General features: G+C 70.1%; 8 protein-coding genes. 7 read left to right on the top strand and 1 reads right to left on the bottom strand.

All coding sequences use genetic code 11. From position 1 onward, the window contains the following. Positions 1–575: 575 nt before the first annotated feature. Positions 576–2,747, top strand: a complete 2,172-nt coding sequence (kdpB, locus tag BG418_RS36880; protein WP_188277742.1) for a potassium-transporting ATPase subunit KdpB — start codon at positions 576–578, stop codon at positions 2,745–2,747. Between the two features lie 25 nt (positions 2,748–2,772). Here the strand turns inward: kdpB and BG418_RS36875 are convergent, their stop codons facing one another. Beyond that, positions 2,773–4,128, bottom strand: a complete 1,356-nt coding sequence (locus tag BG418_RS36875) for a hypothetical protein (RefSeq protein WP_188277743.1) — start codon at positions 4,126–4,128, stop codon at positions 2,773–2,775. Positions 4,129–4,613: 485 nt separating this feature from the next. Here BG418_RS36875 and BG418_RS36870 point away from each other — a divergent pair, with 485 nt between their 5' ends. The 6 genes from BG418_RS36870 to BG418_RS36845 all read left to right on the top strand — a co-directional run bounded on the left by BG418_RS36870 (position 4,614) and on the right by BG418_RS36845 (position 12,432). Next, complete coding sequence (locus BG418_RS36870; protein WP_223185807.1) at positions 4,614–5,234, top strand: hypothetical protein; 621 nt, start codon at positions 4,614–4,616, stop codon at positions 5,232–5,234. Positions 5,235–5,370: 136 nt separating this feature from the next. Beyond that, complete coding sequence (locus BG418_RS36865; RefSeq protein ID WP_188278308.1) at positions 5,371–7,368, top strand: APC family permease; 1,998 nt, start codon at positions 5,371–5,373, stop codon at positions 7,366–7,368. Between the two features lie 81 nt (positions 7,369–7,449). Then, complete coding sequence (locus BG418_RS36860; protein ID WP_188277744.1) at positions 7,450–7,905, top strand: carboxymuconolactone decarboxylase family protein; 456 nt, start codon at positions 7,450–7,452, stop codon at positions 7,903–7,905. 106 nt (positions 7,906–8,011) lie between these two features. Next, positions 8,012–9,226, top strand: coding sequence for an FAD-dependent oxidoreductase (locus tag BG418_RS36855; protein WP_188277745.1), 1,215 nt, complete (start codon positions 8,012–8,014; stop codon positions 9,224–9,226). 406 nt (positions 9,227–9,632) lie between these two features. Further along, positions 9,633–10,175, top strand: coding sequence for a cupin domain-containing protein (locus BG418_RS36850; protein ID WP_188277746.1), 543 nt, complete (start codon positions 9,633–9,635; stop codon positions 10,173–10,175). 502 nt (positions 10,176–10,677) lie between these two features. After that, positions 10,678–12,432 carry an MFS transporter gene (locus BG418_RS36845; protein ID WP_188277747.1) on the top strand — a complete coding sequence of 585 codons (1,755 nt, stop codon included), beginning with the start codon at positions 10,678–10,680 and terminating at the stop codon, positions 12,430–12,432. Positions 12,433–12,462: the final 30 nt, after the last annotated feature.

Here is a 12,462-nt window from a genome sequence, read left to right as displayed (position 1 = left end):
CAGAGCGACGGCCACGATCAGACCGACAATGTTCTCGGCAGTCACAGCTTCGCCACCCCCTTGGCAATGAGCGCCACCAACGCGAAAACCGCGATCGTGGTGACGACGAAGGCCACGTCGGCCATCGCAAGCTCCTGAAACTGGAAGAGGCCCGAAAACGAGCCACGAAACGAGCGGACCTGTAGAGCAAACCTCTCCGCACGGCCTCCGCACGTTCCGTTGACGGCCTCCTTACGGCCGCTGCCGTGTCCTTGACGCCTTTCATACGCGGGTCCCGGCCACTACCGGTCGGGCACCCGGATTCGGCCCCCGGAACGCTTCCGCAAGGCCACCGGAAACGACCGCCGCGAGGCCGTGCGGAATGCCGCCAGAACGCCGTCAGCAGGCCGTCAGAAGCCCGTCAAAACAGCCCTGCGTGGCACCTGCATGGATCTACCTTCCGGAAGTACGCGGCGCCTCCCCGCCCCGCGTCCCACCCGGCCGGGTCGGCGCCGGGGCCCAGGCGCCGACCCGGCTCCCGTGCGGCCCCGAGACCGTCGCCCCGGAACATCCCCCGCCCCCGAAGGGCTTCCTCGATGTCTCCCGCCGCTCCCCAGCAGGCCCCGCCCGCCCCGGCCCCGACCGGTCTCCCGCCCCGAGGTCCGCTGGGCCCCCGGCCGACGCGTCGGAACGCTCGCCGTCCCGGGGGCCTCTTCGAACCCGTACAGCTCCTGAAGGCGTTCCCCGACGCCCTGCGCAAGCTGCATCCGCGCGCTCTGGTGCGTACGCCCGTGCTCTTCGTCGTCGCCATCGGGGCCGCGCTGACCACGCTGTCCGCGCTCGTCCACCCGTCCGTCTTCACCTGGGTGATCGGCGTCTGGCTCTGGCTGACCGTGATCTTCGCGAACCTGGCGGAGGCCGTGGCCGAGGGGCGCGGGAAGGCCCAGGCCGACTCGCTCAGGCGGGCCCGTACGGACACGGTGGCGCTGCGGCTGCGCGACAACTGGCGGGTCGGCACCGATCTGCTGCACGCCCGCACCGAGGCGGTGGCGGCCACCGACCTCAAGCCCTTCGACTTCGTGGTCGTCGAGGCGGGCGAGCTGATCCCGGCGGACGGGGATGTCGTCGACGGCGTTGCCGCCGTCGACGAATCGGCCGTCACCGGGGAGTCCGCGCCCGTCATCCGGGAGTCCGGCGGCGACCGCTCGGGCGTGACCGGCGGCACCACCGTCCTGTCCGACCGGATCGTCGTCCGGGTCACCTCACGGCCCGGCCACAGCTTCCTGGACCGGATGATCGCCCTGGTGGAGGGCGCCTCCCGGCAGAAGACGCCGAACGAGATCGCGCTGAACATCCTGCTCGCCGCGCTCACGATCATCTTCGTGCTCGTGGTGGTCGCGGTGCAGCCGATGGCCGAGTACGCGCACGCCGCCCAGTCCACGACCGTCCTGGTGGCGCTTCTGGTGACCCTCATCCCGACGACGATCGGCGCGCTGCTCTCGGCGATCGGCATCGCGGGCATGGACCGGCTGGTGCAGCGGAACGTCCTCGCCATGTCCGGCAGGGCGGTCGAGGCCGCCGGTGACGTCAACACCCTGCTGCTCGACAAGACCGGCACCATCACCCTCGGCAACCGCGAGGCCTGCGCGTTCGTCCCGCTGCCCGGCATCGAAGAGGTGCACCTCGCGGACGCCGCCCAGCTCGCCTCGCTCGCCGACGAGACCCCCGAGGGCCGCTCGGTCGTCGTCCTCGCCAAGGAGCGGTACGGGCTGCGCGAGCCGGCCGAGGGGGAGCTCCAGGGCGCCCGGTTCGTGGAGTTCAGCGCGCAGACCCGGATGAGCGGGGTCGATCTGCGCTGGGAGAACGGGGCCGTCTCCCACATCCGCAAGGGCGCCGCCGCCCAGGTCGTGGACTGGGTGGAGATGTACGGGGGTCAGGTCCCCGTCGAGGCACGCCGGTTCGCGGACGCCATCTCGGCCTCGGGCGGCACCCCGCTGCTCGTGGGTGTGCACGACGGGTACGGGCCGAGGGTGCTCGGGGTGATCCACCTCAAGGACGTGGTCAAGAACGGCATCGCCGAGCGGTTCGCGGAGCTGCGGCGCATGGGCATCCGTACCGTCATGATCACCGGCGACAACCCGCTGACCGCCCGCGCGATCGCCCAGGAGGCAGGCGTGGACGACTACTTGGCCGAGGCCACGCCCGAGGACAAACTCGCCCTGATCAAGAAGGAGCAGGCGGGCGGCAAGCTCGTCGCGATGACCGGCGACGGCACCAACGACGCCCCCGCGCTCGCCCAGGCGGACGTCGGCGTCGCGATGAACACCGGCACCTCGGCCGCCAAGGAAGCCGGGAACATGGTCGACCTCGACTCCAACCCGACCAAGCTCATCGAGATCGTCGAGATCGGTAAGCAACTCCTCATCACCCGGGGCGCGTTGACCACGTTCTCCATCACCAACGACGTCGCCAAGTACTTCGCGATCATCCCCGCGATGTTCGCCTCGGCCTACCCGGGGCTCGACCGCCTCAACGTGATGGGCCTGCACAGCCCGACCTCGGCCATCACCTCGGCGATCATCTTCAACGCCCTGATCATCATCGCGCTGATCCCGCTCGCCCTGCGCGGTGTGCGCTACACCCCGGCCTCCGCGCACGACCTGCTCCGCCGCAACCTCGCGGTCTACGGGCTCGGCGGGCTCGTCCTGCCGTTCGTCGGGATCAAGCTGATCGACCTGCTGGTGTCGATGGTGCCGGGGCTCGGCTGAGCCCGTGCCGCCCCTCGGCGGACTCTCAGCGGTACTCCGCCAGCCGGGGCCGCAGTCCGAACGCCACCAGCCCCGCCATCAGCACAAGGCCCGTCCCGGCTGTCGGAGCCAGGTACGAGATCGCGTCGCGGCCCGACGCGATCGCCCGGTAGTGGTGGTCGCTGTTGATCGCGGTCACCTCGTCCAGCGCCTGCATCCACGCCCCGAAGTGCGCGTTCGAGGTGTCCGGGGCCCAGCCGACGCAGAACTCGGTGGCCTCCCGGATCTTGTTCTCGGCGACCAGCTTGCGGAACTTGCGGTCGTCCTGCTGGTAGACCACGTACGCGTCGACCGTCTTCTCGGCGGCCTCCCGCTCCCCCGGGAACGTGAGGTTGTCGAGCTCGCGCCGGTACTCGCCGGTGAAGTCCTTGTCCCCGCGGCCATTGCGGTAATCGCCCCAGGTCACGTCCAGCTGGCTGCCGTACGCGTCGACGTCGTCCCCCGCCACCCCGTACAGCTTCCGCGACTTGTCCAGGAAGCCCGTGGCGTACTCCGTACGGTGGTCGGGGTCCAGGAGGTAGCGGCTCTCGTCCGCGTTGAGGTCGTAGCCGAGGGCCTTGGAACGGGCCAGCGCGACCACCGAGTCGAAGGAGTCGTGGCGGGCGATCCTCAGCTGGTTGGAGGTGGTGGTCAGCAGCTGCATGCCGCTGACCACCGCGACCAGCGCGCACAGCGTCGCCGCGAGCAGGCCCGGGTTGAACACCCGACCGAAGCGGCGGCTGAGCTGGATCTGGAGGGAGATGAGGGCGACCACAAGAAGCACGCCCAGGACGATCTCGGCGGCCAGCTGGACGTTCACGTCGGAGTGCGCCGCGCGGTAGTCCGCCTGGTAGACCGCGTCGTTGGCGTCCACGAGCCGGCTCGCGTTGGGCAGCATCACATGGGCGAGGAGGTCGGTCGCGGTCCGGTAGTCGCTGCGGGCCGCGTCCTTGCCGCCGGGGTGCTCGTCGTTCTCCAGGGCCCGCCCGACGAACTCCTGGTAGTGCGCGAACTCGTCGGTGAGCGCGACCACGGCGTCCTGGGTGCCCTTGTCGCCCTCGGAGGCCGCGCCGAGCGTGCGCAGGGAGCGGCTGATGGTCTCCTGGGCGGTCTCGTACCGGCTTCTCGCCTCCGTGTACGAGCGGTCGAGGCGGCCCTTTCCGGTGCCCGAATCGCCGCTGGACACCAGGATGTTGGCGGTCTGGGCGTCCATGTCGTTGAGCGCCAGTTCCAGCTGGGTCGCGGCGAGGGTGCGGGGCGCGTTGCGGTGCTCGATGGCGTCCCAGGTGCCGGACGCGCCGGTGGCGGCGACCACCAGGAGGACCAGCAGTCCGGTCCCGAGCAGCGCGCAGCCCGTTCCCATGAACCGCAGCCGGCCCGGCGTGGTGGACCACTGGCGGCGCACGGCCGCCCGCAGGTCGCGGACCAGCCGGGCGACGGCCTCGTAAGACCGTCGCCACGACTGTCCCCGACGCGGACCCCCTCCGGACCGCGACGGCGGGATCCCCCCGTGACGAACGGCCGACGCGGGGAGGATCCCTGCGTTCACCGGGGCCCCCGCCCCCTGGCTCTGCTCGGCGGTGATGCTCACGCGCCCCTCCCACCTCGCCACGGGCCGCTCGTACGATCCCGTGCGAACACCAGCATCAGGTCAACCGTTCGACCCGAAGCCCGTGTTGACGGTCTCCTGATGCCGCGAGGCCCCGTCTTGACGGCATCTTGACGGGGCGTCAGCGCCAGGGGCTGTCAGGGGCTCCGTATGGCCACCGTCAAGACTTACCGGGCGCCCATCAACACTTCGTCAACGCCCGACGACAGACCCGGCCCGAGTCCCTAGCGTCACAGGACATGAGAGCCATGAGAGCCATGGGACGGCGCCGGTCGCAGTGGTCGTCGGCCGCCAGGACGTCGGCGTCGCTCACCACGACCCACGCCTCGCGGCCGGCCGCACCCCTCGCGTACGACAACGGCCCGGTCGCGTCCGACACGGGCTGGGCCAGTGAGGCGCGCTCGGCGGGTGGGTGCGCGGCGGTGCTGCTCGGTCTGCTCCTGCTGATCGACGCGAGCGCGGGCACCCTCACGGTCCTGCGCGCCGCGCTCTGGCTCGGCCTCGCGGCGCTGCTGCTCCTGGTGCTGTGGCCGGCCCGGGTGTCAGCCGGTCCCGGTCTGCTGGTCTCGCACGCACTGGTCCGCACCCGCGTGGTGCGCACCGACCGGCTGGTGTCGGTGCGCTGGACGGACGGGGTCGCCCAGCGGCTGCTGCTGCGCGACGCGGATGGCAACCGCGCCGAGATCGACCCCCAGGTGCTGATCAACAACCCGCCGCTGTGGCGCTTGTTGGACGAGGGCTCCCGTACGAGCCTGGCGCGCGGCACGCTCTGCTGCGGCGAGACGGCGTTGCGCCAGATCTCGGCCCGGATCGACCGCGAGACGGCCCGCACCGTGTTCAAGGTCTCCGGCCTCGGCTAGCCGGTTTGTTGTGGTTCGTCCTTCCGTGTCAACGATCCTGACGGATCCTTAACACCCAACTCCCCGTGGCCGTTCATACGCTCGCCGCGTGCTGAACGTGACTGGTGTCCTCAAGCGTCTCGTGATCGGCCGGGCGATGCGCAGCGAGGAGCTCGGCGAGACCCTGCTGTCCAAGCGGCTCGCCCTGCCGATCTTCGCCTCCGACCCGCTCTCCTCGGTGGCGTACGCGACCCAGGAGATCCTGCTCGTCCTGACCCTGGGCGGCCTGGCCTATCTCCACTTCACGCCGTGGATCGCGGCGGCGGTCGTCGCGCTGATGGCGGTCGTGGTGCTCTCCTACCGCCAGGTCGTGCACGCGTACCCGAGCGGCGGCGGCTCGTACGAGGTGGTGTCACGCAACCTCGGACCGTCGGCCGGTCTGGTGGTCGCCGCGTCCCTGCTCGTCGACTACGTGATGACGGTGGCCGTCTCCGTCGCCTCGGGCGTCGACAACATCATCTCGGCGGTGCCCGCGCTCAACCCGTACCGCGTACTGCTCGCGCTCGGCTTCGTGGCGATCCTGACCGCGATGAACCTGCGCGGGGTGCGCGAGTCCGGCCGCGCCTTCGCCGCGCCCACCTATCTCTTCATCGGCGGCGTGATCATCATGGTCGCGACCGGTCTGATCCGGTACGCGCTCGGGGACGCGCCGGTCGCCGAGTCCGCCGCGTACGGCATCCACGCCGCGCCCGGCGACCAGCATCTCGCCGGAATGGCCCTGGTCATGCTGGTGCTGCGCGCGTTCTCCAGTGGCTGCACGGCGCTGACGGGCGTGGAAGCGATATCCAACGGCGTGCCCGCCTTCCGCAAGCCCAAGGCGAAGAACGCGGCCGGGACCATGGCGGCGATGGGCGTCCTCGCGGTCGTGATGTTCGTCGGCGTCACCGCGCTGGCGATCGTGGCGAAGGTCCACATCACCGAGGACTCCTGCCAGTTGACCGGCATCGACGGCAGCTGCGACACCTTCACCCAGAAGACCGTCATCGCCCAGCTCGCCTCGTCCGTCTTCGGCGGCGACCACAGCCTCGGCTTCTACTTCCTCCAGACCGTCACCGCGCTGGTCCTGATCCTCGCCGCGAACACCGCCTTCAACGGCTTCCCGCTGCTCTCCTCGATCCTGGCCCAGCACCGCTATCTGCCCCGCCAGCTGCACAACCGGGGCGACCGGCTCGCCTTCTCCAACGGCATCCTGGCGCTCGCCGTGGTCGCGGGCGCGCTGCTCTGGGCGTACAAGGCGGACGTCACCGGCCTCATCCACCTCTACATCCTCGGCGTGTTCACCTCCTTCACGCTCTCCCAGCTCGGCATGGTCCGGCACTGGAACCGCGCCCTGCGCACCGAGCCCGACCCGGCCGCGCGCCGCCGCCACCAGTCGGCGCGGGTGGTCAACGCGCTCGGCGCGGTCGTCACCGGCCTGGTCCTGGTGATCGTCCTGATCACCAAGTTCACCCAGGGCGCCTGGCTCGCGGTGGTCGCGGCGCTCGCGCTGTGGGTGATGATGCGCGGCATCCGGCGCCACTACGACGCCACGTCGGCCGAGCTCGCGGTGGAGGACCCACGCGAGCAACTGGTCCCGCCCTCAAGGGTGTTGGCGGTGGTCCTGGTCTCCACCGTCCACAAGCCGACCCTTCGCGCCCTGGCGTACGCGCGCGCCTTCAAGCCGGACCGGCTCGAAGCGCTCACCGTCGCCGTCGACAAACCCGCCACCGACGAGCTCCAGCGCCGCTGGCAGGACCTCGACGTCAGCGTGCCCCTGAAGGTGCTCGCCTCGCCGTACCGCGAGATCACCCGGCCGGTCGTCGAATACGTACGCTCGATGCGGCGCGACAGTCCGCGCGATGTGGTCGCGGTGTTCATCCCCGAGTACGTGGTGGGCCACTGGTGGGAGAACCTGCTGCACAACCAGTCCGCACTGTGGCTCAAGAGCCGCCTGCTGTTCACCCCCGGCGTGATGGTGACCAGCGTCCCCTGGCAGCTGACGTCGGCGGCCCGAGCCGACCACCCGGCACCGCGGGCACCTGGTTCGGTGAGGCGCGGGGAGCCGTCGACAGGCGACGCCCCCGGCGCCGACACGCTCGGGCGGACCATGCGTTAGTCACACTTTTGTGCGCGGGTTCGTCAGCCCCATGACAGTGGAACCAAGGCCACGACGCGAGTGGCAGCCAGGAGAACCGTCATGGAAGCAAGGATGCCGAGCCCGGCGACGCTCGTCCCGGGGGCGATGGAAGCCATTCGCGAGCTGACGAAGGCCACGCACAGCGCCGGCGTACCCGCCGCCACCATGCACCTCGTGCATCTGCGGGCCAGCCAGATCAACGCGTGCAGCGCCTGCGTGGACTCCGGCACCCGGTACGCGATGAAGGGCGGCGAGAGCGCGGAGCGGCTGCTCGCGGTGGCCGCGTGGCGCGAGATGCCCTACTTCACCGACGCCGAGCGGGCCGCGCTCGCCCTCACCGAGTCGGTCACCCGCCTCAACGACCGCGCCGAGCCGGTCCCCGACGACGTATGGGCCGAGGCGACGGCGCACTACGCGGAGCAGCCGCTCGCCGCCCTCGTCCTGTGGATCGCGGTCAGCAACTTCTACAACCGCCTCAACGCGGCGACGAAGCAGCAGGGCGGCCAGACGTGGTGAGCCGTAACCCGACCAACTCCCTTGCGGCACACGGCAACTGACGACTCATCGTACGCAGTTCTCGATCACAGTACGTATTCACCACGCAACGCCGAGGTGGCACGACATGGCAACCGAGACAACCACCTGCTGCATCGTCGGCGGTGGGCCGGCCGGCACGATGCTGGGGCTGCTGCTGGCCCGGGCCGGCATCGACGTGACCGTCCTGGAGAAGCACCAGGACTTCCTGCGGGACTTCCGCGGCGACACGATCCACCCCTCCACCCTGGACGTGATGGCCGAACTCGGCCTGGTGGAGCGCTTCTTGGAGCTCCCGCACCGCACCACGCCGGGGATCAACATGGTCACCGACACCCGCGACGTACTCGTCGCCGACCAGCGGCTGCTCTCCGGCGCGTATCCGTACATCGCGTTCGTCCCGCAGTGGGACTTCCTCAGCCTGCTCGCCGAGGAGGCGGCCAAGTACCCGCACTTCCATCTGAAAATGGGCGCGGAGGTGCACGGGCTGATCCGCGAGGGCGACCGGGCGGCGGGCGTGCGCTACCGGGACGCCGACGGCGAGCACGAGCTGAGAGCGGTGCTCACGGTGGCCGCCGACGGCCGTGACTCGGTGCTGCGCGCCCCGGCCGGGCTGGTCCCGCAGGGGTTCGGGGCGCCGATGGACGACCTGTGGTTCCGTATCCCGCGCGAGGAGAGCGACCCGCCGGACACGTTCATCCGCCTCGGCGCCCAGGGTCTGCTCATCGGCATCTGCCGGGAGGACTACTGGCAGTTCGCCTATGTCATCCCCAAGGGGAGGTACGCCCAGCTGAAGACCGAGGGCATCGACGCGCTGCGGGCGAGCGTGCGGGCGCTGCTGCCGTGGATGGGCGACCGGCCGGACAAGATCGAGTTCTCGGACGCCCGGATGCTGGAGGTCCGGGTGGAGCGGCTGCGGCGCTGGTACCGGCCGGGGCTGCTGTTCATCGGCGACGCCGCGCACGCGATGTCGCCGGTCGGCGGGTTCGGGATCAACGTCGCCGTCCAGGACGCGGTCGCCACCGCCAATCTGCTGGCCGAACCGCTGCGCCGGGGCACGCTCGGCACCGGGCATCTGGCGGCCGTGCAGAGGCGGCGGCTGCCGCCGACGGTCGCCATCCAGCGGATGCAGATCCTGCTCCAGAACCAGCTCATCGCGCCGACGCTCGACGGGACGCGCGAGTCGCGGCCGCCGAGGGTGCTCGCGGTCGCGGACCGGGTGACGCCGGTGGGCAGGCTGATCGCCCGGATGATCGGGTACGGGCCGCGCCCCGAGCACGTACGGACCCCCGGGCGGAGCTGAACGCATGGCCACGAAGGGCGGGAGCGGGCGCCGACAGCGCTTGCTCCCGCCCTTCGTCGTATCCACCGATACATCTCGGCCGCTCCGGCCCGCGCATATCGTGAAATCTCAGCGACGACACCCGGTGAATTCGGCCACGAATAGCAACCGCGTGTCTTTCCTCCCCACACGCTCCCTCACACGCAATTTCGTTGACCACACAACAACTGCTCTCCACAAGTGTCCAACTGCGGAAATCCCGCGCTCGCACGGAGCCCCGGCAGAGGGCGATACGGGGGAAGCATCAGCTGCCGGAGTGCCGCTTGAGCCGCGTATGACGGGCAAGTTGAGCGCTGCTTGACCCGCACCCGCCGCCTCGTGCTAAACCCGTAACCACTTGATAAGAAATCCAGCCAGAGAGGGTTTCATGACGACCATCATCCGACCCGAGGACCGCCCTGCCGGCCGTCGCGGGTTTGAAATCGTCCTGCCGAGTGGCGCGACAGGTGGTACCGCGGCCATGGTGGAGGGCGAGATAGCCGCCGCGACGCCCGGACCGCCGCTGCACACACATGCCGAGTCCGACGAGACGTACTACGTCCTCGAAGGCTCCTTGATCATGTACATCGACGGCGAGGTGACGAAGCTCGGCCCCGGCTCGATGGCACACATCTCCAAGGGCACCGAGCACACCTGGTCCACCACCCTCTCCGGCGGCTGCCACTTCCTCACCCTGCACCTGCCCGGCGGTTACGAGCTGTACCACCCGACCGCGCTCGCGGCCGAGCACGAGAAGGGCGGGCCGCTGATCCAGTCCGACCTCTTCGAACTCGCCGCGAAGTTCGACTGGCGGATGGCGGGCAGCGAGCCGATGCGGCTGACCCCCGAGGGCGTTCTCGTCCCGGCCGGTGACGCCGACGCGATCGCGCAGCGCCTGCTCGCCGAGTACACCGAGCAGCCGGTCGCTTGAACGACTCGGGCAGCGTCGGCCACTTAGAACGTCTCCACCAGCCAGGCCACTTAGGTCACTTGGACCACTCGGGCCGCTGGAACCCAACACTTCGCTTGGGCCGCTCAGGTCGCCGGAGCGTGTGAGTGCCTTGCCGAGTCGGGGTGTCGAGCATGCGCTCGGCTCACCACCCCGTGCGGGAGGGCGCTTTCACGTGTCCCCCGCCCGCCGCGCCCCCGCCCTGCGAGATCTCCCTACCGGTCTCGCGGGGCGGCGGTCTGTCCGGCCGGACCGGCAGCCCCGGGACCCGCTGTCACCAGGCCCCGGTGTGACCCGCGGATACGGCGTGTGACCTGCGAAAAGTCACACCGCCACACCCTGTGTCGTCATGTTGGTGACGCGCATTTTTCCTGCCTTCCCTGGCGAGGAGAACAGCAAATGGCACTCACCCCTTCACGCTCCATCCGTCATGACCGGGCTGGGACGGCCTCGGTCACCACGATCGGCCAGAGGTAGACACGCCATGACTCACGACACGCACGCCGGAGCCGACCTGCCCGGCGGCAGCCACGCGGGGGCGGCGCACGGCGAAGCGCCGACGCTCGACCCGCGCCGCTGGCTCGCACTCATCATCGTTCTGGTCGCCGGGTTCATGGACATGCTCGACGTGACGATCGTCAACGTCGTCATCCCGAGCATCCAGAAGGACCTGCACGCGGACTACACCCAGATCGAATGGGTCGTGGCCGGATATGTGCTCGGCTTCGCGGCCCTGCTGATCACCGGCGGGCGGCTCGGCGACATCTTCGGCCGTAAGAAGATGTTCCTGATCGGCGTCGCGGGCTTCACCATCGCCTCGACGCTCTGCGGTGTGGCCAGCGGCCCCGGCATGCTCATCGGCGCCCGCTTCTTCCAGGGCACCATGGCCGGACTGATGGTCCCGCAGATCCTCGCGATCATCCATGTCACGTTCCCGTCCGAGGAGCGCGGCAAGGTGCTCGGCATCTGGGGCGGTGTGCTCGGCTCCGCGTCCGTGGCCGGTCTGATCGTCGGCGGTGTGCTGGTCGACGCGAACATCGCCGACCTGCACTGGCGCCCGATCTTCCTGGTCAACATCCCCGTCGGCATCGGCGCGTTGATCGCGGCCTGGTTCTTCGTCGGGGAGTCGAAGTCGCCCGCCGCGCCCAAGCTCGACCCCATCGGCGTGGTGATCGTGACGACCGGCATCCTGATGCTGGTCTATCCGCTCGCCGAGGGCCGCACCCTTGGCTGGCCCGCCTGGACGTACGTCCTGATGGGCGGCTCGGTCGTGGTGTTCGCCCTGCTGGCCGTCTTCGAGCGGTACCGCACCCGGACCGTGGGCTCGCCGCTGGTCGTGCTCAGCCTGTTCAAGGAGCGCGCGTTCACCGCGGGCATGCTGGTGTGGACGCTGTTCTGGATCGCGCTCGGCGGCTTCTTCCTGGTGTGGACGCTGTACATGCAGCTGGGTCTGGGCTGGTCGCCGATGCGCGCCGGTCTGACGGGCGCGGCCTTCGCCGTCGGCGCCGCCGCCGGTTCCGGCCTCGCGGTCGAGGTGTTCACCCCGCTCATCGGACGCTGGACGCTGATCGGCGGCGCGCTCCTGAACGCGGCCGGTTTCGGCGCGTACATCTTCGTCGCCCACCACTACGGCCCGGGCATCCCGTCCTGGCAGATGATCGCGCCGCTGGTCGTCACCGGCTTCGGCTTCGGTCTGGTGGTGGCGCCGATGATCGACGCGATCCTCACCAAGGTCCCGGTCAAGGACGCCGGTTCGGCCTCCGGTCTGCTCGGCACCACCCAGCAGGTCGGTATGGCACTCGGTGTCGCGCTGGTCGGCGTGCTCTTCTTCGGCCACCTGGCCAGCGACTCGAACCACGGCGTCGACAAGGTCACCCCGGCCCTGCGCCAGGAGCTGGTCACCGCCGGTGTCCCGGCGAACGGCGTCGACGGCATCGTCAACGGCTTCCGGGCCTGTGTGCACGACCGCTCGGCCGAGTCGGACCCGACGAAGGTCCCGGCCAGCTGTCTGCCGTCCTCGGTGCAGGGCGCCGACAAGGTCCAGCCGATCCTGACCGCGCAGGGCCAGAAGGCCGTGAGCCACAACTTCGTCAAGAGCTTCGACCTCAGCCTCTGGTACGGGGTCGGCATCCTGATCCTGGTCGCGCTCGGCATGTTCGCGCTGCCCCGCGAGGTGCACGCGCGCGACCTGGACGCGGAGCTCGAAGCGCTGGGCGAGCCGGTCGCCCGAGGGGTGTGACGCCGCAGCACTGACGCGGGAACCCTCGAA

Source organism: Streptomyces sp. CBMA152 (genome assembly GCF_014596475.1).
Classification (GTDB): domain Bacteria; phylum Actinomycetota; class Actinomycetes; order Streptomycetales; family Streptomycetaceae; genus Streptomyces.
Note: the sequence above shows the minus strand (reverse complement) of the source record. Positions and strands in the feature narration are given on the sequence as shown.